Raw genomic sequence first — 21,006 nt, forward strand, 5'->3', positions numbered from 1 at the left:
ATATCCAATTTCCATCATCAACTAACATGCTAAGGTGTAAAAAATTCTACAAAATGAATATTTTTCCTTATTATGAAAAAATCGAGCCCTTATGTGGACTCGATGCTCATTTATCGTTCATATGTCACCATCACAAATTGACCGGAGGCGTGGTGACTCGTCAGTCGAAGTTTCGTCTCTTTCGTACCTTCTGGGAAAAGAGGGATTCCCTCTCCTAACACGACCGGCGCAATCGCAATCTCATAACGATCAATCAAGTCATGTTCCATAGCGGCTTTGATGACTTCCCCACCACCAATGAGCCAAATATCTTGATCAACTTCTTGCTTTAACCGATTGATGAGTTCTTTGATTGGTTCGTCCGTGAATGTGACATGCTCGGCCTCACGGTTAGCCTGACGTGTCAAAATGTAGTTCGGGATGTCTTTGTATGGATACATTCCCTCTTCTAACTTCAACACTTCCTCATACGTCTTCCGTCCCATGATGACAGCACCAACGGTCTTGAAAAATTCAGCATAGCCGTTGTCCCCATCCCCCTCAACAGCAAATAACCAATCGAGTTGGTCGTTTGACCGAGCAATCTTTCCGTCTAAACTCATCGCAATATATAACACTACATTCGGCATCCTGTTTTCCTCCTTGATTCGTGATACATTCAGTTTAATCAATAAACACGACAAAAGATGACGGGAATGATTCGAATGAGAAAAAGACATTTACAATTGATTCGGCTACTCAATCATGGACGACGCTTCACGGCTGAAGAACTGGCTCAGGAGACAGGCGCCTCCATCCGGACGATTCAACGGGACATGCTATCGCTCGAAGAGCTCGGTTATCCGATTTGGAGCGTACCTGGAATCGGCGGAGGATATGAGATGTTGCCGAATCGTTTATTGCCCCCGCTCCATCTCCGCGAACAAGAAGCCGTCGCACTCTATCTCACGCTCAAATGGATGGAACACATCCCTGACGTGCCATTTGGGGATATACGAAGTACATTGTCCGACTGGTATGTGAACGAGTTGCCGCACGACCTCGCAGAGAAGATTCGTCGATTGGAGCGAAACATCCTGTGGCTCGGGAACAAACAAATTCCCAAAGCGCCGTTCACGAAAGAAATCTATCAGGCGGTCGAACGTCGAAACAAGATGAAGATGACCTATCGGACGACGAACGGGCAACGCACGTTCACCGTTGCACCAGTCGGTATGGCACTCCTTGATTTGAAATGGTACGTCTTCGGGCTCTCCGAACTGGGGCTTCGGCAATATCGGATTGATCGCATCGAGGCGGTCCACATGCTTGAGGAACCGTTTGAGTCCGAGGATTTGATGAGCGTATTGCAGACAAGTGATGAACGAAACGGTGTGACCGTTCGACTCGACCTCACCCCACTCGGTCGCCGTTTGCTTGAAGATGTATTACCCGATATCGATGAATTGAATGAGTGGGAAGTCCCGAAAGAAGAGCTGTCATTTTTATCGAGGCAGCTATTGAAAGCCGGAGCGGAAGTGGAGGTCAAAGCGCCAAGCGCATTGCGGGAGATGATGAAGGAGCATGCGGAACGCTTGATGCAGCGATATATGTAATTTTTGGTGATGATCACGAAACATTTATAAATTTTCGTCCGTATAATAACCAACACTCAACAAAGGCGGTATAGATATGCGTCACGCGTACAAACAGTTCATCCAACTATTCAAATCGGGTCAGTTCGATGACATTTATCATCAGACGAGCGACTCATTCAAATCTCAGTATTCCATGGATGCCTTTCATCGGCAGGCGTCCGCTTTCCATCACGGCATTCGGCGCTATCGCCTGCTCAATGAAATGGTGTTGAACGGGAATCGGTATGTATTATGGTCGGATTCTCGAAAAGAAAAGTTATTGTACGTCCAATTCAATCACGCGAATGAGATCGCATCCATCCAGATGACTGTCTCATCCTCTTCAAAAGAGACTAATCCTTTTACTCAGAATAAATACCATCTCCCATTCAAAGAAGAGTGGTTCGTCGTCTCCGAAGGGACAACCCTCGGAACTTATCATCATGATCCAATCCGAAAAAAGCGTGATGGTTATGACTTTTTGAAAACACAAGAGCAACAACCTTACAATCGTAGAAAAATCGGGATGGACGGCTCGTATGCGTTTGGGGAACGAGTGATTGCTCCATTACACGGGACGATTCATCAAGTCGTGGATGGGTTGTCAGACGAACTAGATGCTGATCATCCATTCGGGAATCACGTCATCATTCAACATGCGAACGATGAATATTGCCTTCTCGCCTATCTTGAGAATGGTTCCATTGCCGTGAATGTGGGAGATACGGTCAAAACCAAACAGTTGATTGGGCGCTGTGGGCGCTCCGGAATTACGCCTGAGCCACGCTTGCATATGCGTGTCATGAATCACCCGGATGTGTACAGCGCGACCGCCCTCCCGATTCAATGGAAAGGTCGATTACGACCTATGCGTGGAAAAGTAGTCACTTCCCGCGAGGAAGAAGGATGGTCGTATGGGATTGCAGCCCTCGATTTTTCAGAACTGCTCCTTTATGTTGTTCAAGCCATTCCGCGATTATTTTTTCGCTTTTTTGGATAAGAAAACCCCTCAGGAATCTGAGGGGGTTCAATATCACATATCCAAATCAGTGAACGCGAGCGGAACGAGTTCCCCAAGCGTCACTTCTTTCACATCGGCGTTGCCGTTTGTGAGAAGTACTTTGAAGTCAGGATCGCCGAACTCGACCATGACTTGGCGGCAGATACTGCAAGGTGGCAAAAAGTCTTCCGTGTCCCCAGACACGGCAACCGCTTCGAAGTCACCTTTTTTGTATCCTTGAGCGACTGCTGTGAAGATTGCTGTACGCTCTGCACAGTTCGTTGCTCCGAACGAAACGTTCTCGACGTTGACGCCGTCGATGACCGTACCGTCCTTCATGAGAAGTGCCGCGCCGACGCGGAACTTCGAATATGGTGAATACGCATTGTCCTTCAATTGGCGTGCGCGCTCGACTAATTGTTGTTGGTTCATCTTAAGTCATTCCTCTCGAATATCGAATGAACTGATGCCAGTCCCCATGCCTCTCATTTTGGGCAGGATTTTTAGCATACACCCACCCCAAAGAGAAGTCAATGACTTTTTACAAACGCTTTCATGAATAAACAAAAAAGAAGGAGCGCTCACCCCTTCTTGACTCTCTATACGTAGTTATACCAATTCAAGCTGCGCGACAGGCGCTTCTTCCGTTTCTGTCTGCACGTGATGACGACCAATCGGAATAACGGAGGGTGAACCCGATACCGGGTCACACATGACCGAACAGCGGAGGTTGAAGACACGATGGATCAAATCACACGTGATGACGTTCGATGGCTTCCCTTCGGCAATCAACTTCCCTTTGTCGAGCGCGAAGATATAGTCCGCATAACGTGCCGACAAGTTGATATCGTGCAACACCATGACAATTGTCGTCCCGTACTTTCGATTCAAGTCCGTCAACAAATCGAGAATCTCGACCTGATACGTGATATCGAGATACGTCGTCGGCTCGTCTAAAAAGAGCACGTCCGTCTGTTGAGCCAGTGCCATCGCAATCCAGACGCGTTGGCGCTGTCCGCCTGACAACTCGTCGATGGGACGATCCGCGAACTCCGTGATGTTCATCATCTCCATCGCCTCGGCGACAGCTTCGTAATCGGCTTTCGTCCACCCCTTTAAGAACGATTGATGCGGGTAACGACCGCGACCGACAAGATCGGCGACCGTGATCCCTTCCGGTACTACCGGGGACTGCGGCAACATCCCGAGGACACGCGCTAGCTTTTTCGGTGCCATTTTCGAAATCGGCTTATCGTAAAGCGTCACTTGACCGGCAGTCGGTTTGATGAGGCGTGCCATCGTCTTCAGAAGTGTCGACTTCCCGCAACCGTTCGCACCGATGATGATGCTGATTTGATTGCTCGGAATTTCAAGGCTGATATCGTTTAAAATCATCTTGTCCTCGTATCCTGAGGTGAGATGTTCCACTTTCATAATGGATGCCATTTAGAAGTCCCCTTTCTGGTTCATCCGGATCAACAAGTATAAGAGATAAGGCGCGCCAATGATGCCGGTGATGACACCGACCGGATAGCGTGCCGTGAAGGCGAATTGTCCGACAAGGTCGGCCGCTAGTACTAAAATGATTCCGACAAGCGCTGCCGGCAAGATTCCCGCGTGGCTCGTTCCGACGAGCCGTTTGGCAATCGGCCCTGCCAAGAAGGCAATAAACGCAATCGGTCCCGTTGTCGCTGTTGCAAGGGCGAGCATGAATACTGCCGCCACAATGAGTAGAAGTCTGGTCTGGTTCGTGTTGATGCCAAGCCCTGTCGCCGCCATTTCTCCGAGCTCGAGCATTTCAAGCTGACGGGTGAGTAACAGTACAATCGGTAAACAGATGAGTACCGTGATGATTAAAGGTGGCAACTCCTCAAGTTTCGCCCCATTTAAACTTCCTGTCAACCACCGCATCGCCATCGCGACATCGTTTTGTCGGCTGATGAGCAATAGATAATTGATGACGGCTGTTAACATCGCTTGAATCCCAATTCCAACTAACACCAAACGACCGATGGAGAAAGTCGCCCCTTTGGATAGGAAATAGATGACCAGCACGGTGACGAGCCCTCCGATAATCGAAGCGATCGAGATTATCGCTTCACTCGATTGTAGGACGACGATACAGAAGACAGCCGCCGCACTGGACCCCGTTGTGATCCCGATGACATTTGGATTGGCAAGCGGATTTCGAAGCATCGTTTGGAAAATCGTTCCCGCAGCACCAAATGCTGCACCGGCAAAGACACCAGCGAGCATACGTGGTAGACGCAATACTTCAACGGCGAACGTCGCCCCTTTTACGTCTTCCCCGAGCAAGACGCGGATGACATCCTGAACCGGATAAATCGTATTGCCCAACATGAGCATCAACCCGCTCAATGCTACCGCTATGATGGTCAAAAGAATCGTCATCCCGACATAACGACGGCGTCGCTTCATGCGACCTTGTCTGATTTGTTCAATCGCTGGTTGCATCATAGTCCTCTTACTTTCACTTTCATTGTCAATAGAATCAAGATCGGTGCCCCGATGAACGCCGTCACAATCCCGACCTCAAGTTCACCTGGACTTCCGAGCAAACGTCCCATGACATCCGAGAAGGTCAAGATGATGGCACCTGCTAAGGCAGACATCGGCATGAGGTAGCGTTGGTCAGGACCGAGCACGAGTCGAATCAAATGTGGGGCGAGAAGTCCGATAAACCCAATCGGTCCAGCGAGTGCAGTCGCAGCCCCACACAGAATCACGCCTGCGAACGAGGCGGTCAACTTCAATGTCCTCGTCCGAACACCAAGACTCTTCGCCATCTCCTCCCCGAGCGCAAGTGCGTTCAAGGAAGGTGCGGTCACTACCGCAATCACGAGACCGATTAGAAGAAACGGTAAAAATGTATAAATCGAATCCAGATTTCCCGCACCGACACTCCCTACTTGCCAAAAGCGGAACTGGTCCATGACGTTTGAGCGTGGAATCATAAGAGCCATGACGAGCGACGATAATGCTGCACTTGTCGCCGCTCCCGCCAAGACGAGTTTGAGCGGGGTCGCCCCTCCCCTTCCGAGTGAACCGATGCCGAAAACGAAAATGGCCGTCAATAGCGCCCCGACGAGCGCAAACCAGATGAACGCACTCGCCGTCGCGATGTTGAAGAATGCGATGCCGATGACGACGGCGAGCGCTGCTCCCGTGTTGACCCCAAGAATACTCGGGTCAGCGATTGGGTTACGCGTCACCGACTGCATGAGTGCACCCGCCACACCGAGTGCTGCGCCACACATAAAACTGAAAATTGTCCGGACGACCCGCTCCCGGACAATGTCTGCCTCATACGACTGAACAGCCGGACGGAATAAACCGTCCAGCAGTTCATTCCATCCGACTGTTCGAGAGCCGAAGGCAAGGGATGCCACGATGCATAGCACCGTCAGTACGAGCGTCCCAACTAACAGGAGCGGGAAGTACTTCGGGGTATGCATCTGTTTCACCTGATTTTGCATCATTTTACTTTCGCAAGGGCATCCGATACGCGTGAAACGTACTCATCAATCGTATATTCAATCGAGAGTGGCGTCGGTGTTCCAGCCGCTGCGAGTGGCGTGTTGTCTTCAATCAATACGACCGATCCGCGTTCGATGGCTGGTACTTTACTGTAGAGCGGGTCTGCTTGAAGCGCCTTCAACGTGTCTTCATTTCCGTATGTGACGAAGATGTCGACGTCGTTCAAAATGTCGGCGTTCTCTTTGCTGAGCTCGAGATAGAAGCTATTTGCTTTTTCAGCTTCGTCGACAATGTTTTGTGGGTACTCCATGCCGAGTTCTTCGATGAAGGCACCACGAGGATCACCTGTTGTATAGATATAGAATTTTGAAAGATCTTCTGCGCTCATCGAGACGAAAGCGGCTTTCTTTCCAGCAATCTCAGGAACGGCTGTCGCTTTGTCAGTAATCAACTGCTCCGTGTCTTTGATTAACTGTTCGCCTTCTTCACCAAGTCCCATTGCGAGTGAGTCATAACGAACCATGTCTTGCCATGAGGTGACCCAAGGTGTTTCTTGATATGCAACGACCGGTGCGATTTGGCTAAGCGTGTCATAGTCTTCTTGCGTGATGCCTGAGTAGGCGGCCAAGATGACATCGGGATTTGAATCTGCGATTGCTTCAAAGTCTAATCCGTCCGTGTCTTGATAGATGTTCGGGTTCTCTTCGCCAAGCGCTGTCAACTTCTCTGCTGTCCATGGGAGCATCCCGCTATCATCTTGGACACCGTAGTTCGCAGCTGAGAATCCGACCGGTACGACATCGAGTGCAAGTGCGACGTCATGGTTTCCCCACGAAATCGTTGCGACACGCTCTGGTTTTTCTTCGATGACAGTCTCACCGAACGCATGCTCGATTGTGATTGGATATCCTTCTGCTGACTCTTCCGTCCCTTCGTTCGTGGAAGCGTTCTCAGCTTCTTCCGAACCACAGCCGGCTAAGATGAGTGCAAACGCTGAAGCAAAAATAAACATATGTAACCACTTCTTCATTGTCTTGTTCACGTGTTTCTTCTCCTTTTTCAACTTCTCTATTTTCTCGATACTGATAATCATTATCAGTTATGAGTATAGACTTGCTATTCCTTCGTGTCAACTGCTATTCGATATAGAAAAATGAAAAAACCTGTCGTTTTAGGACAGGTTTATCAGGACTTTCGATGTTGTCGCATGACGTCCGCGATCGGTTCATCTTGTTTTTCAAGCTCCGATACGATCCGTTCATGGTCCACGTCGTTTCGGTTTTGGCTTAACTTGAACGTCGCCTGCATATCGGTGATGTCGATCCGAAACCCGACGACGCCGTTCATTTGTCGCTTCACCGGTTCGGATAATGCATCCCAACGCACCGCATGCTCACGTTCGCCTTCATGATCGTGAAGTAATCCGGCTAGTTCCTCAACCAACTCGTTTTCATTGAGAATCGTCGCACGTCCATACACGTGTATGGCTTGATAGTTCCATGTCGAGACGTCCTCATGGCCATACCATGACGCTGACACGTAAGCACTTGGTCCTTGAAAGATGACGAGAACGGTTTGATCTTCAATTGTTCGCCACTGCGGATTCGCTTTTGCGACATGGGTCGTCAGTTGACCGTTCGCCTCATCGAATCGTAACGGGACGTGTGTCGCAATCGGCTTATCTCCGTCATGCGTCACAATCGTGCCGAACGGATTGGCATGGAGAAATGCGTAAATCTCTGCTCGTTCTGTGACGGAATATTGAGTTGGAATATACATGTCGAACCCCCTTTCTCCTATTATATTCTGAACAAGACGGGTATAACGACACAGAAGGAGGGATGTTATTTATGAAACCGACGATTAAAGCCATCGTCTTTGACGTATACGGCACCTTATTCGACGTCCATTCGGTGAAGGATGCCTGTGAACAAGAGTTCCCTGAAAAGGGAGCAGCCATCAGCCAAGTGTGGCGGACGAAACAACTTGAGTATTTCTTTTGGCGGCACATGATGGGACGCTATGAAGATTTCGATACAGTGACCCGGGACGCACTCCGTTACGCATTAGCCGTGCATGACGTACCATTCACAAAGGAAATCGAACAACGTCTGATTGCATCGTATGCGCACCTCACCCCGTATAAGGAGGTCGAATCGGTCCTAAAAGAGATGTATGACGTGAAGACCGTCATTCTCTCAAACGGGACGGACGAGATGCTTAAGGCATTGCTTCACAACGCCGGTCTCACCGATTATTTTGATGAGGTTGTCAGCGTCGACGGCATCAAACAACCTAAACCGACGCCTGCCGCCTACATGAATTGGTTCAAAACGTCTGGTCTTCGTCGTGACGAGGTGCTCTTTTTATCGTCGAACGGTTGGGACATCGCCGGGGCGAAAAACTTTGGCTTCCATGCGGCCTGGATCAATCGGAATGACTTACCATTTGAAGCATTTGATATAGAACCAGATGCCATCTATCCGAACTTAAACAACTTGTCAGAATGGCTTTAGTCCGTGAACGGCCTCATGAAAATGAGGTCGTTTTGTGCATCCTCTCCCATAAAGAATGTGTGGACACCCGTTTGTCTGAACCCGTTTCGTCGATAAAATTGAATCGCTCTTTCATTGTGTTCCCATACGCCGAGCCACATCTTTCGTTTGTGTAGTTCCTTCGTCAATTCGGTTGCTTGAGTAAATAACGCTTTCCCCCCCCTTGACCTTGAAACGCTTCTAATACGTAGATTCGTTCGATTTCAATCGCATCTTCGCCCATCGGTTCAGATTGAGCATCGCGTACGTTCACTTTCAAATAGCCTGCCAACTCACCTTTTACATGTGCAAAATAAAAATAAGAATCGGGATGTGCCAACTCATGCTGCAACTGCTCAGGCGCATACGCTTTTTCTAAGTAAGCGTTCAAATGTTCTTCTGTGTTGTGACGTGCGAACGTCTCCGTAAATGTCTGGATGCTAATGTGACGTAAGGCTTCTACGTCTGTCACTTTTGAGATTTCAATCATGTTCTCGCTCCTCTCAGTATTCTCGATACTTGCCTTTCTTCACTTCGGTCCAATCTGTTTCAACATTACGTCGTACTTTTTTCAAAAGGCGTAACAACTCCTCACTTTCTTTCTCGTCGAATCCTGATAATGCGACCGATGTAGAATATTCGTGTTCGCGAATGATGAGCGGGTACAATACCTCTCCTTTCTCCGTCACGTATAAACGTCTGATTTTCTGATTATCAAGATCTGGTCGCCTCTCAATCCATCCTTCTTGCTCCAGTTTCTTGATGGCACGTGCGGCGGTCGTCCTGTCTACCTTAATCAACTCTGCTAGCCGTTCTTGAATGATACCTGGGTGTTCAAAAATCCTAACGATGTACAAGTACTTCCCTTTTTCTAAACCGAGTGCCTTGAATTCAATGTTGCTGATTGAATCGAGGGCACGCGCAATCATCCCGATCTCTCGTAAATGGTCATGCATCATTAGACACCTCTACTTTTTGTTGCAAATGCAACAAAATACTTTATATAAGCGTATCGTAATTTGTGAGAGAATGGAAGTAAGAATTTTCGCTAAGAAGGAGATGAATGAAAGATGGGTCACCGAATCTATACCACGAGTTTCGCGAGCGTTTATCCACTCTACGTCGCCAAAGCCGAACGCAAAGGACGGACGAAGGAAGAAGTCGACACCATCATCGAATGGTTGACCGGTTACGATGAGACCGGACTCGAACGTCAGATAGCCAATCAAGTCGATTTTGATACGTTTTTCGCTTCAGCACCTCGTCTGAATGAAGACCGCGCCCTCATCAAAGGTGTCGTCTGTGGGGTTCGTGTCGAGAACGTTGAAGAACCACTCATGCGTGAGATCCGTTATTTGGACAAACTCATCGATGAGTTGGCAAAAGGAAAGAAAATGGAGAAGATCTTACGAGGAGGCGAATCATGATGGATGTGACGGCACTCGTCGACGAGGCACGGCTCGATTCATTTATTCATCTGCTCGAGGTCATCGATGATCATTTACCTGGCGGATTTGAAAAAACGACGGACGGACATGGTGTCCATTACGTCGTTCCACTCGATCGATATCCGTCCGGGTATCATGTCACACCGGGGACGCCACTACCGTTTATCAGTGTAATCGCACAAAAGCGCCATGTCGGACTGTATCACATGGGCATTTACGCCGACCCTGAATTACTCGCTTGGTTCGAACGGGAGTATGCGAGTCGTGTCCCGACGAAACTTGATATGGGGAAAAGCTGTATCCGTTTCAATAACGTGAAGCGAATCCCGTTTGACTTGGTCGGAGAACTCGTCGAGAAGATGACTGTCGAGGAATGGATTCAGCACTACGAAGGACAACGAAATAATAAAAAAGAGTCCGACTAATTTTCGGACTCTTTTCATTTACACAGTAAATCGATTCGTCATCTCTCGCATCTCATCCGCCATATTCGATAATTCTTGAGCGGCTGCCGTAATTTCTTCCATTGATGCCATCTGTTCTTCAGTAGCTGCTGATGTGTTCTCTGTTTCTGTGGCAGTCGATTCAGTAATTCCTTGAATCTCATTCACAGAGTTCAACACTTCTGTCGCTCCCGCCGCCATTTCTTGTACAGCACTGGACACTTCTTCTATTTGTTGCCCGACTTCTTCAATGGCCACTTTAATTTCATCAAACGCAACACCTGTCTGCCGCACGTTCGTCACACTCTGTCCCATATCACCTTCTACGACATGCATCGTCTCTACGGCATGCTTTGTTTCTGTCTGTGTGTGATGAATTAGAGAGGAAATTTGTTTGGTCGCATCGGCTGATTCTTCCGCAAGTTTTCGTACTTCTGCAGCAACGACTGCAAACCCACGTCCCTGATCTCCTGCGCGCGCTGCCTCGATTGCTGCATTTAATGCAAGTAAGTTCGTTTGCTCTGCAATTCCTGAAATGGTCCCACTGATTGTACCAATCTCTTGAGAACGAGTATTAAGCTGCTCAATGACTTGTTGCAACGTCTTCACTTTTTCATTCATCGCTTCAAGCTGATGTTCAAGCGTTTCGATTAGCTCATTCCCTGATTGTACTTTGTCCAATGCCCCTTCCGATAATACAGTCATCTGTTGAGCACGATCAGAGACTTGGTGAATGCCATTCGTCAATTCTGAAAGGGTACCATTTGAAGACTTGACCCGTTTCAACTGATGGAGTGAACCCGAAGCGATTTCTTCCATCGTCACAGCTACCATCTCTGTCGCTTTTGTCGTTTCTTCTACGTTATTTTTCAAATCGTCCGATGAAGTCGCCACACGCCCAGCAGTCGAAGTCACTCCACCAATCAACTCTCGTAAACTTTCTTTCATCTGATTGAATGACTGTGCGAGCGCCCCGATTTCATCGCGTGATGTGTATGTGCTATTGACTGTCAAATCCCCTTCACCGGCACGACTCATCAATACGTTCAATTCTTTCACCGGACCAACCACAAGGCGCGTGATGTAGACGCCTAATCCAATTGAAAGCGTAGCTCCCAAAATGACAAGACCCCAAAAGATAAACACAGCACGCTCTCGATCAGACCGCATCGTATCACTGGCCGTTTCCGCATCCACATTCAACTGATCCATAACTTCTTTCGCTGTCTCAACAAGCGCAAGTCGAATTGGTCGTAATTCTGTTCCATATTGTCGGTAAGCAGATTCATTTTCATTTCGTAATGCAGGTTGCAATACGACGTCTATGCTTTCCAAATATGCGTTCGTCTCCTCATTCAACTTTTCGATTCGACTCATTAATTCAGGATCTTCTGTCGAAATCGAATCATTAAATACTTCGAGATCGGTAACCATACTCTCCCGACGCTCTTCAATATTTTTTTGTAACTCTTCATTTCGAGCACTTTCGGTCGTCAACATTAGTTCTAACAAGTGACTGTCGATTGCACGATTATCGGTTCTCAACTGTCCAATGGCACGAATCGGAATCAATCTCTCTTCGTATATCTTTTCTCCGGCATCAGCCATTCTTCCAATCAACACATGGCTTAACATTGAAATCATGACGAGTGTCACAACGAATAATGAAATCAATACTGTAAACTTCTTAGACATGCTTAAATTTTTCATCATTTTCCCTCCCATTCTATTTATCGTGTCGAATTTGTGAAAAATGAAGCAATGTTTAGAAAGCATTGACCTAAGTTTCGATTCGGATAGCTACCCCTTTGCTCCATCTCGTTACACCTTTTGTAAGCCGGCTCGCATTTATGTTGCATGGAGATGCAGTATACTAACATCAGATACATTCGGTTACGAAAGGAGCGGACAACTTGTCACGACCACTCAAACTCACACTCTTTCTTCTCGTGTTTGGATCTTTGTTTTATATCACCCATTTTCACTATGAGTTGCGTCCGTCTGACATCCGGGACATCGTCTTGTCATTCGGATTTTGGGGTCCACTCTTCTTTATTTTTCTTTATGCCATCGGTCCGGTCGCATTTTTACCGACATCCGTCCTCTCGCTCGGAGCCGGACTCGCGTTCGGCGTATGGCCAGGTGTCCTCTATATCATTATTGGTGCAACTGCTGCTGCGACGACCGGTTATGTGATGGGGCGTTTTTTCGGACGCTCAGTCATCAACGTCGACCGCTATCCATGGTCAGAGAAACTGTTCACACAAATGGAGCGTCGTGGCTTTTTATATGTATTTGTCCTCCGGCTCATCCCGCTCGTCAGTTTCGACTTACTTAGTTATGCCGGTGGAATCTCACGTGTTCGCTTCCGCGCCTTCGTACCGGCGACCGTGCTCGGCATGATCCCAGGTACGTTCGCCTACAGCTTCCTCGGGGCGAGCCTCGCCTCAGGCAGTGTCACCACGATTTTCATTGCCGCGCTCGTCTTCGTCGGCTTGATTGTCGTGACGTACATCTTCCGAGAACCGGTTAAAAAATGGCTTGGATTGAATTGAAATTTTATGAGAGAGAGCTTTATGCTCTTTTTTTGTGCCTTGAACATGTAATCCGTATAAACTTCTATACTATTCATCCGATATGTATAGAGCTACAACAAATGAACACGAGAATGTGAGGAAAGAATGATGAGTTTGATTAAAAGAAATCAGTTGATGTTGTTGACGACGTTATTGATTGTGATGACGTCGGTTGTTGTCCATTTGCTACATCGTTTCACGGACTTTGCCTATGCGTATACGATTCTGCGAAACGGTGCGGACGGTTACGTGTACTCCGGAGTAACATGGGTCTTGTTCGCCCTTCCAATCGTCTTCTTTGGAATGATGATCGTCACAGTTAAGCGAGAATCCGTAGCATTTCCTTATTGGATGATGCTGACACTCACCTTCGCAAGCATCTCGACCGTTGCTGGAGGACAAGGACTTGTTGAATATCACTTCTCCATTTTTGTCGTCTTGGCGATTTTGTCGTTCATGCGTCGCATCGACTTGATTTTGTATAGTGCCGGAATCTTTGCTGTGCAACATCTAGTCGGATACTTTTTAATCCCTGAGATGATTTGTGGAACGAGCGAATATCCGTTCAGTTTACTACTCGTCCATGCCGTGTACTTGATTCTTCTGAGTGTTGTGCTTGTCGCCCAAATACACTTCCGTAATAACGAGACGCAACATGCCGAGGCACAGGAGCAAGAAACACGACAGTTGTTACAACAAGCGATTCATGATGTCAGTGCCCTCGTTCAATCGTTAAACAGTCACGCCGAAGAGCTTGAATCTGCTGCTAACCAGTCTCTTGAATCTGGTGAGCAAATCGCTGTCACGGTCGACCCGATTGTCGCACATGCTTCATCCCAACAGGAATCCATGGTGCAAGGGGCAGATGAAATTCACTCAATCCGGTCTTTGACGGCGCTCATTCAAGAACGAATGGCCCAGACGGCCGCAGCGTCCTCGCGCATCGCTAAAGATGCCCTTGCTGGGAACAAAGACATGCGACTGATGGAAACAAAAGTACAAGAAATCATTACCGAATCGGAACAACTCGACCGGATTGTTGCGACGATGTCGAATCGTTCAAATGAAATCCAAGGAATCTTGCAACAAGTCGGTTCGATCAGTGAACAGACGAACATGCTCGCCTTGAATGCATCTATTGAAGCGGCTCGTGCCGGTGAGGCTGGACGAGGATTCGCCGTTGTCGCCTCCGAAGTCGGGAAACTCGCTGTCCAATCGCGTGAATATGCATCCGAGATGACCCGAGTCCTCGGTGGATTGATGGAAGATACGACCGTCGTATCCAAATCAGCGCATCTTTTCAAACAAGCGACCGAAAACTGTCAAACGGTCACGAACGATGTGACGGCTGTCTTTGGCCGTCTTACAGAAGATGTATCAGAAATCGACGAACAAATTGCTTCGATTCAAGAGACACGCCAGCGGGTCACGACACAGATGGAAGCACTCGAAACACGACTTGAATCGACGAAATATGCGGCGAATGAACTTCAACAACAGATTCACCATGTTGCCGCAGCAACGGAAGAGCAAGTCGCCATTCAAAAAGAACTCAGCTCGATGTCGGACCGACTCGCTCTAACCGCGAATTCGCTTGAAGACGTGACGACTCAACTCGAGGATCACGCCACTCGCGCCTAACACAAATGCCCTCGACCAAGTGGTCGAGGGCATTTTACTTATCGGTCGAGCAATTGACGAATTCCTTCTTGAAGAGGTGTGACCGGGCGTCCGAGAACCGGTTCGAAGTCACTCTCATGAATTTCGAGCGTTCCTTGACGAATGCTTCGCTGAATCCCCGCAAGAATCGCAACGACTTCCTCTGGCAATCCAGCCCCGCGCATCGTCTCTTCGTATGCCTCGAGACTCAACTCCTGCATCATCACTTCACGACCTAACACTTCACTGAGCGCGTCTACAAGATCTTGCTGGGTATGAAGTGGTCCTGATAGTTCATAGACCGCATTGTCCTGTTGTTCTTTTAACAGAACATTCGATGCGGCTTCCGCATAATCTTGTTGTAGAGCCCAACCGACTTTACCGTCCCGAGCCGCCGTGATCCATGGCGCCCCGTCAATTACCACTTGAATGCTTGATAACTCGTTTTCTAAGTACCAGTTGTTCCGTAAGAACGCATGTGGAATACCGGACTCGACAATCGCTTCCTCTGTGACGACATGTGGAGGTGCCATCAAGTTCTCACTGTCTGTCGCATCGGCTAGACTCGTGTAGGCAATGAATGAAACACCTGCCCGTTTCGCCGCCTCAACCGCGTTCGTATGTTGACGAATCCGCGTATCGTTATCGCCATCTGCCGAGATGATCAAAAGACGCTCAACACCTTTGAACGCTTCATCGAGTGTGTCTGGCTGATCAAAATCACCATGTCGCACATCAACGCCACGCTCTTTAAGAGACGCCGCCTTCTCCGGATTCCGTACACTTACAGCGAGCTCACTCGCATCAATCGACTTGAGTAGTTCCTCTACAATTTTCGAGCCGAGTTTCCCCGTTGCTCCTGTGACTAAATATTTCATAAAACCCCTCCTTTGTTCGCATGATTCACTCTTCCCGTTCATACGACCCGTCACACCTGTCACGTTTGATCCGAGACGATATGGATGTCCACCTGCTTCAATTCCCGCATGATGACATTCACAATCGACCCGCGCATGACTTCTTGCCAGCGTGTCCTTGCTGATTGTCCAAGAATCAATTGGGTAATGCGTTTTTCTCGTGCCGTAGTCGTTAAACTCTTCGTTAGTTCTTTCCTCGGTACATTCAAGACAATCACTTCTGCCTGGAATGATGCACCTTGCTCTCGAACTTCTTTTAGAATGGCAGTCTGCTCAGGTGTCAATTTTCTCTCCTCACCATGGAGGACAGACAAGATATAAAGTTTCGCTTTGAGTCGACTCGCCATGCGAAATCCTCGATAGATCAAATGTCTCGCATTGTCATTGAGCTGAATACAGACCATGATCCGCTCTTGGAGGAGCGTCGGATCAGACACCACATTTTTTCGGGTTCGATAGACTTGATCATCGACTTCATCCGCTACTTGTCGAAGCGCAATCTCACGCAGACTCGATAGATTGGTCAGCGTAAAAAATGACGACAGACTTTGTTCAATTTTGTCCGGTCGATAAATCTTCCCTTGTCTCATCCGCTCTTGTAACGTCTGCGGTGTCACATCGACGAGCAGAATTTCATCAGCCTGATTGAGGAACAGATCTGGAATCCGTTCTCTTACCTCTACGCCTGTGATGCCTTTCACGGTCAACAGTAGACTCTCAAAATGCTGAATATTAACGGCCGCATATACATTGATTCCGTTCTCTAACAACACCTGCACGTCCTGGTATCGCTTTGCCCGCACTGAGCCTGGGGCATTCGTATGAGCCAACTCATCAACGAGGACGATATCAGGATGAAACGATAAGATGGTCTCGACGTCTAACTCTTTCAGTTCGTGTCCTTTATAAAATAGCGAAAGAAGAGGGACGATTGGCAAATCGCCAATCATCGCCTCTGTTTCGTTTCGTCCATGTGTCTCAATCAATCCAATCATGACCGAGACCCCTTCTTGCTGACGAGCCCGTGCATCTGCCAACATTTTATACGTTTTGCCTACACCCGGTGCGGCTCCGATATAAAGTCGAAGTTTGCCTCGCATCAGTTCAACTCATCTAGTGCAAGATTCATCATCAAGACATTGACGTACGATTCACCGTCAGCCGTGTCTTGAATGACGCCTTCGACTTCAGCCGTCGCCATCGAACGTGCGTCGCTGATACGATCGACTTGTGACATCGCATGTTCTATCGAGATATGCGGATCAAGTCCAGATCCGGATGTCTCAATCGCTCCCGCAAGTTCGGGATCGTGTTTCGGACGGTCCGGATTACTTTCTGCCATGTTATCGCCGCCCGATTGACCAGTGAGTTGATCGACTGCTGTTGGTCGGCCGTGGAAGTAACCTTCCGAAACGAAAGGTTGTGCGATCCACTTTGATCCAATCTGTTCACCATCGCGTTCGATCAAACTACCTTCAGCTTGACTCGGAAATAGTGCCTGACCTGCTACTGTTAAAGCGAGTGGATAAGCCACACCGCATAAGATCATCGTCAAACTGACGACGATACCTGCTTGTTTTATAGAAGACATTCGGTCCACCTCACATGAATAAGTTTAAGACGATGTCGAGCGCTTTGATTCCCAAAAACGGGACAATCACACCACCGACACCATAAACGAGTAAATTTCGACGTAACAACTTCTCGGGACCGACCGGGTCGTAACGAACCCCTTTCATCGCAACTGGAATGAGAAGTGGGATGATCAAGGCATTGAACAAAAGTGCGGCCAAGATGGCTGACTCAGGTGAGCCGAGACGCATCACGTTCAACCAATCCATCTCTGGGATAAATGCAACGAACATAGCCGGCAAGATGGCGAAGTATTTGGCCACATCGTTCGCAATCGAGAACGTCGTCAAAGCCCCGCGTGTCATCAGTAACTGCTTACCGATTTCGACCACTTCAATGATTTTGGTCGGATCCGAATCTAAATCAATCATATTCGCCGCTTCTTTCGCGGCCTGTGTCCCCGAGTTCATGGCGAGACCGACGTCTGCCTGTGCGAGCGCCGGGGCATCATTCGTACCGTCCCCCGTCATGGCGACAAGATGACCTGCTTTTTGTTCTGCTTTGATGACACGAATCTTATCTTCTGGTTTACACTCCGCTACGAATTCATCGACACCAGCTTCGCGTGCAATCGTCGCGGCCGTCAACGGATTATCTCCCGTGCACATGATGGTCTTGATTCCCATCTGACGCAAGCGATCGAAGCGTTCACGCATACCCGGTTTCACCGTATCTTTCAAGTGAATCACGCCGACAATCCGTGCATCTTCTGAGATGACGAGCGGTGTGCCGCCTTCTTTCGAAATCGCATCGACTTGATCCTGTAAGTCGCTCGGAATCATCCCACCTTGAGCACTCACCCAGTTAATGACGGCGGACGCCGCACCTTTTCGGACACGTCGACCGTCTGCCAAGTCGAGTCCCGACATACGTGTTTCTGCTTTGAATGGAATGATCACCGCATCTTGTTTCGGTGACTCATCTAATTCTCCCCAGCGTTCTTTTGCAAGCGTCAATACAGAGCGCCCCTCTGGTGTCTCGTCTTCCAAAGACGTCAAGACGGCGACTCCAAGCGCTTGCGAAGCTGTGATTCCTTCTACTGGAAGGACTTCAAATGCCATCCGGTTTCCGAACGTGATGGTCCCCGTCTTATCTAAAATGATGGTTCGAATGTCTCCAGCCGCCTCAACGGCTTTCCCGCTCATCGCAATGACATTGAATCGCGTGACCCGGTCCATCCCGGCAATCCCGATGGCGGATAAGAGTCCACCAATCGTTGTCGGAATGAGACAAACGAGAAGTGCAATTAAAATGGGTGGTGACAATTGGAAGCCGAGATAGTTCGTAAACGCAGGGAGTGTCAAAACGACGAGTAAGAAAATCATACTGAGCGAAACAAGAAGCAGGGACAAGGCAATCTCATTCGGTGTTTTTTGACGTTTCGAGCCCTCGACAAGGGTAATCATCTGGTCAAGGAACGATTCACCTGGGTTGCTTGTAATCTCGACCTCAATCCGGTCACTGACGACAAGCGTTCCCCCGATGACGGAAGAGAAGTCTCCGCCAGACTCTTTAATCACTGGCGCCGATTCCCCTGTAATCGCAGATTCATCAATCGAAGCAAGCCCGGCGATAATTTCGCCGTCTCCCGGCAGGTAGTCTCCGGCGCGCACTTCGACGATATCTCCTTTTCGAAGGAGCGACGAAGCGACTTCCTCAATCCCATCTTTCACAATTCGACGTGCCATCACATCATTTTTAGATGCTCGAAGGGTAGCTGCCTGCGCCTTCCCTCGTCCTTCTGCAATCGCTTCGGCAAAATTGGCGAACCATAACGTGACGAGCAAAATGAGCGTCACTGCCAAGTGAAATCCTCGCATCTCGTCCGACAGCATCGTATAAACGAGCGATAATAAGAATCCGCCCCATACGAGGAACATGACCGGTTGTTTCACCATCGTCCGTGGATCTAGTTTTTTGACTCCGTCCCACATGGCAGGAACAATCAAGCTCGTGTCAAAGCGGCGTGTCTGTTTTTCTAGTTCATTCATCTTCTATTCTCTCCTATGTTCAACGTATCATGAGCCATTCGGCGAATGGTCCAAGCAACAACACTGGTAAAAAGGTCAAGGCACCGACAATGACAATCACACCGAACAGAAGTGATGTAAATAGCGGCGTGTCGGTCCGAAGTGCCCCATCGTCCGTGACACGTGGTTTCATTTGAAGACTACCTGCCATCGCCACCATTAATAAAAGCGGAATATATCGACCGAAGAACATCGCAAAGCCTGCCGTGATATTCCAAAACGGAGTCGCATCCAATAAACCTTCGAATCCGGATCCGTTGTTGGCGACAGCGGATGTATACTCATACAAGATTTGTGAAATCCCGTGAGGGCCAGCGTTCGTGATGGCCTCTTGTCCTGGCTGTACGACGAGCGCCAAAGCCGTAAATCCTAAAATAAGGAGTGGGGAAACAAGAAGCGTTAATGCGACAAGCTTCATCTCGCGTCCCTCGATTTTCTTCCCGAGCACGGTTGGCGTCTGTCCAATCAAGAGGGCTGCGACAAAAATGGTGATGATTACATACATCATCAAGTTCATGAAACCGGCACCGACCCCACCAAAGACAACGTTCAACATCATGTTTCCCATCAAGATGATGCCGCTAAGAGATGGAAGCGAGTCGTGCATCGCATTGACTGCGCCAGTCTCAGCAGCTGTCGTCACCGCGCCGTAAAGCGCTGTACCAATTGCCCCGAAGCGCATCTCTTGTCCATGTAAAGAGGGGTTCGAGTACAAAGTGGCGTACATGGCCACTGTTCCAATGACGAACAAGAAAAGCATGACACCAAAGTAAAGGAATCCTTGTTTTCGTTTCTTCGCCATCGACCCGTAGATGAACGGCAATGACATCGGTAATAAGAGCATCAAGAAAAGATGGATGTAATTCGTCCACTTGCTTGGGTTTTCAAATGGATGCGCACCATTTACCGCATAGTAGCCCCCACCGTTATTCCCGAGCTGTTTGATGACCTCAAATGATGCGATCGGTCCTCGTTGAATCGTTTGGCTCGCCCCTTCGATCGTTGTGACGACAGTATTCGGACTAAGGGTTTGTGGGACACCAAACGCAATCAACCACATACCGAAAAATAAGCTGATTGGTAAGAGCACGTACACGATGACGCGTACAAAGTCGAAATAGAACTGACCAATCTGCTTTCCAAGAATCGCTCGAATGAAAGCCATCGCCATCGTCAATGCCATCGTTGGCGCCACGAACATGAGTGTCGATAAGACGAACATCTGTGATAAGTGAGAGAGCGCCTCACCTGAATAGTGCTGTTGGTCTGTATTGGTCATAAAACTGATGACCGTATGGAATGCTAGATGCCAGTCTAAGTTGACGGCCCCATTCGGATTGAAGGGCAACACTCCTTGAAAGCGAAGCAACACATAACCAATCAATAAAAATAGTAAATTGAGTGTCAAAAAATCTTTTGCATAGCCAAACCATGTTTGCTTTTCACGCTCATTTATTCGAAGGCGACGTGTGATCCTCGTCTCGAGCGCTTTCCCTACATAGTTTGGTCGTTCTTGAATCGGTACAAACCGCCGTCCAATATAGCCACCTAACATGGCACTGGCTGTCATCGTGATTGTGATGAGCAAACTCAACGTGATGATGAATGTAACCCACATCGTTCGTCCTTCTCCTCTGTCTTTAAAATTTTTCT

General features: G+C 48.4%; 23 protein-coding genes. 7 read left to right on the plus strand and 16 right to left on the minus strand.

All coding sequences use genetic code 11. From position 1 onward, the window contains the following. Positions 1–110: 110 nt before the first annotated feature. Positions 111–629, minus strand: a complete 519-nt coding sequence (locus GVY42_RS08265) for a dihydrofolate reductase family protein (protein WP_159562924.1) — start codon at positions 627–629, stop codon at positions 111–113. A 75-nt stretch (positions 630–704) separates the two neighbouring features. Here GVY42_RS08265 and GVY42_RS08270 point away from each other — a divergent pair, with 75 nt between their 5' ends. Next, positions 705–1,595 (plus strand): YafY family protein, encoded by an 891-nt coding sequence (locus tag GVY42_RS08270; protein ID WP_159562925.1) that lies wholly within the window; start codon positions 705–707, stop codon positions 1,593–1,595. Positions 1,596–1,671: 76 nt separating this feature from the next. After that, positions 1,672–2,616 carry a peptidoglycan DD-metalloendopeptidase family protein gene (locus tag GVY42_RS08275; protein WP_159562926.1) on the plus strand — a complete coding sequence of 315 codons (945 nt, stop codon included), beginning with the start codon at positions 1,672–1,674 and terminating at the stop codon, positions 2,614–2,616. 33 nt (positions 2,617–2,649) lie between these two features. On the opposite strand, the gene GVY42_RS08280 is transcribed toward GVY42_RS08275, so the two are convergent. From GVY42_RS08280 to GVY42_RS08305, 6 genes are all read right to left on the minus strand, one after another. Continuing rightward, entirely contained in the window at positions 2,650–3,048 is a 399-nt protein-coding gene (locus GVY42_RS08280) for a cytidine deaminase (protein ID WP_074035820.1), read from the minus strand. 177 nt (positions 3,049–3,225) lie between these two features. Continuing rightward, complete coding sequence (locus tag GVY42_RS08285) at positions 3,226–4,062, minus strand: ABC transporter ATP-binding protein (RefSeq protein ID WP_159562927.1); 837 nt, start codon at positions 4,060–4,062, stop codon at positions 3,226–3,228. Next, positions 4,063–5,094, minus strand: coding sequence for an iron chelate uptake ABC transporter family permease subunit (locus tag GVY42_RS08290; protein ID WP_159562928.1), 1,032 nt, complete (start codon positions 5,092–5,094; stop codon positions 4,063–4,065). Beyond that, a complete protein-coding gene (locus tag GVY42_RS08295; protein ID WP_236548949.1) occupies positions 5,091–6,092 on the minus strand; it encodes an iron ABC transporter permease in 1,002 nt (333 codons plus the stop codon). Before GVY42_RS08295 ends, GVY42_RS08290 begins: the two co-directional genes overlap by 4 nt. A gap of 20 nt (positions 6,093–6,112) precedes the next feature. Beyond that, entirely contained in the window at positions 6,113–7,144 is a 1,032-nt protein-coding gene (locus GVY42_RS08300; RefSeq protein WP_168169901.1) for an iron-siderophore ABC transporter substrate-binding protein, read from the minus strand. Positions 7,145–7,299: 155 nt separating this feature from the next. After that, positions 7,300–7,893 (minus strand): FMN-binding negative transcriptional regulator, encoded by a 594-nt coding sequence (locus GVY42_RS08305; RefSeq protein ID WP_159562930.1) that lies wholly within the window; start codon positions 7,891–7,893, stop codon positions 7,300–7,302. Positions 7,894–7,964: 71 nt separating this feature from the next. Between GVY42_RS08305 and GVY42_RS08310 the strand changes: the two genes are divergently transcribed. Then, positions 7,965–8,630, plus strand: a complete 666-nt coding sequence (locus GVY42_RS08310; protein WP_159562931.1) for a haloacid dehalogenase type II — start codon at positions 7,965–7,967, stop codon at positions 8,628–8,630. On the opposite strand, the gene GVY42_RS16725 is transcribed toward GVY42_RS08310, so the two are convergent. Genes GVY42_RS16725 through GVY42_RS08320 form a run of 3 tightly spaced genes read right to left on the minus strand, consistent with a single transcriptional unit; the run spans position 8,627 to position 9,604 of the window. After that, positions 8,627–8,770, minus strand: a complete 144-nt coding sequence (locus GVY42_RS16725; protein WP_373562228.1) for a GNAT family N-acetyltransferase — start codon at positions 8,768–8,770, stop codon at positions 8,627–8,629. The two genes, GVY42_RS08310 and GVY42_RS16725, sit on opposite strands and share 4 nt — an antisense overlap. Positions 8,771–8,793: 23 nt before the next feature. Continuing rightward, on the minus strand, positions 8,794–9,138 hold the full coding sequence (locus tag GVY42_RS08315; RefSeq protein ID WP_373562209.1) for a GNAT family N-acetyltransferase: 345 nt from the start codon (positions 9,136–9,138) through the stop codon (positions 8,794–8,796). Between the two features lie 13 nt (positions 9,139–9,151). Beyond that, positions 9,152–9,604 (minus strand): MarR family winged helix-turn-helix transcriptional regulator, encoded by a 453-nt coding sequence (locus tag GVY42_RS08320; protein ID WP_159562933.1) that lies wholly within the window; start codon positions 9,602–9,604, stop codon positions 9,152–9,154. A 114-nt stretch (positions 9,605–9,718) separates the two neighbouring features. On the opposite strand from GVY42_RS08320, the gene GVY42_RS08325 reads away from it, so the two are divergent. Further along, the gene (locus tag GVY42_RS08325; RefSeq protein ID WP_012727286.1) at positions 9,719–10,075 is read left to right on the plus strand and encodes a DUF2200 domain-containing protein; all 357 of its coding nucleotides are present in this window, start codon (positions 9,719–9,721) and stop codon (positions 10,073–10,075) included. After that, positions 10,072–10,521: a DUF1801 domain-containing protein gene (locus GVY42_RS08330; protein ID WP_159562934.1), complete on the plus strand. Its 450-nt coding sequence runs from the start codon at positions 10,072–10,074 to the stop codon at positions 10,519–10,521. The genes GVY42_RS08325 and GVY42_RS08330 overlap by 4 nt, the downstream gene beginning before the upstream one ends. Before the next feature lie 18 nt (positions 10,522–10,539). Here the strand turns inward: GVY42_RS08330 and GVY42_RS08335 are convergent, their stop codons facing one another. Continuing rightward, entirely contained in the window at positions 10,540–12,249 is a 1,710-nt protein-coding gene (locus tag GVY42_RS08335) for a methyl-accepting chemotaxis protein (protein WP_159562935.1), read from the minus strand. Positions 12,250–12,452: 203 nt separating this feature from the next. Here GVY42_RS08335 and GVY42_RS08340 point away from each other — a divergent pair, with 203 nt between their 5' ends. Together GVY42_RS08340 and GVY42_RS08345 are read left to right on the plus strand one after the other, a co-directional pair. Beyond that, the gene (locus GVY42_RS08340) at positions 12,453–13,094 is read left to right on the plus strand and encodes a TVP38/TMEM64 family protein (RefSeq protein WP_078147622.1); all 642 of its coding nucleotides are present in this window, start codon (positions 12,453–12,455) and stop codon (positions 13,092–13,094) included. 129 nt (positions 13,095–13,223) lie between these two features. Beyond that, positions 13,224–14,756, plus strand: a complete 1,533-nt coding sequence (locus GVY42_RS08345) for a methyl-accepting chemotaxis protein (protein ID WP_159562936.1) — start codon at positions 13,224–13,226, stop codon at positions 14,754–14,756. A 38-nt stretch (positions 14,757–14,794) separates the two neighbouring features. Here GVY42_RS08345 and GVY42_RS08350 read toward each other — a convergent pair whose 3' ends face one another. Genes GVY42_RS08350 through kdpA form a run of 5 tightly spaced genes read right to left on the minus strand, consistent with a single transcriptional unit; the run spans position 14,795 to position 20,971 of the window. Further along, positions 14,795–15,652, minus strand: a complete 858-nt coding sequence (locus GVY42_RS08350) for an SDR family oxidoreductase (protein ID WP_159562937.1) — start codon at positions 15,650–15,652, stop codon at positions 14,795–14,797. Positions 15,653–15,711: 59 nt separating this feature from the next. Next, the gene (locus tag GVY42_RS08355) at positions 15,712–16,791 is read right to left on the minus strand and encodes a universal stress protein (protein ID WP_196431241.1); all 1,080 of its coding nucleotides are present in this window, start codon (positions 16,789–16,791) and stop codon (positions 15,712–15,714) included. After that, positions 16,791–17,282 carry a potassium-transporting ATPase subunit C gene (locus GVY42_RS08360; protein ID WP_159562938.1) on the minus strand — a complete coding sequence of 164 codons (492 nt, stop codon included), beginning with the start codon at positions 17,280–17,282 and terminating at the stop codon, positions 16,791–16,793. Before GVY42_RS08360 ends, GVY42_RS08355 begins: the two co-directional genes overlap by 1 nt. 10 nt (positions 17,283–17,292) lie before the next feature. Further along, entirely contained in the window at positions 17,293–19,314 is a 2,022-nt protein-coding gene (gene kdpB, locus GVY42_RS08365; protein ID WP_159562939.1) for a potassium-transporting ATPase subunit KdpB, read from the minus strand. Between the two features lie 19 nt (positions 19,315–19,333). Further along, positions 19,334–20,971: a potassium-transporting ATPase subunit KdpA gene (gene kdpA, locus GVY42_RS08370; RefSeq protein WP_159562940.1), complete on the minus strand. Its 1,638-nt coding sequence runs from the start codon at positions 20,969–20,971 to the stop codon at positions 19,334–19,336. Positions 20,972–21,006: the final 35 nt, after the last annotated feature.

The sequence above is a fragment of the Exiguobacterium sp. 8A genome, assembly GCF_902506275.1.
GTDB lineage: Bacteria > Bacillota > Bacilli > Exiguobacteriales > Exiguobacteriaceae > Exiguobacterium > Exiguobacterium profundum.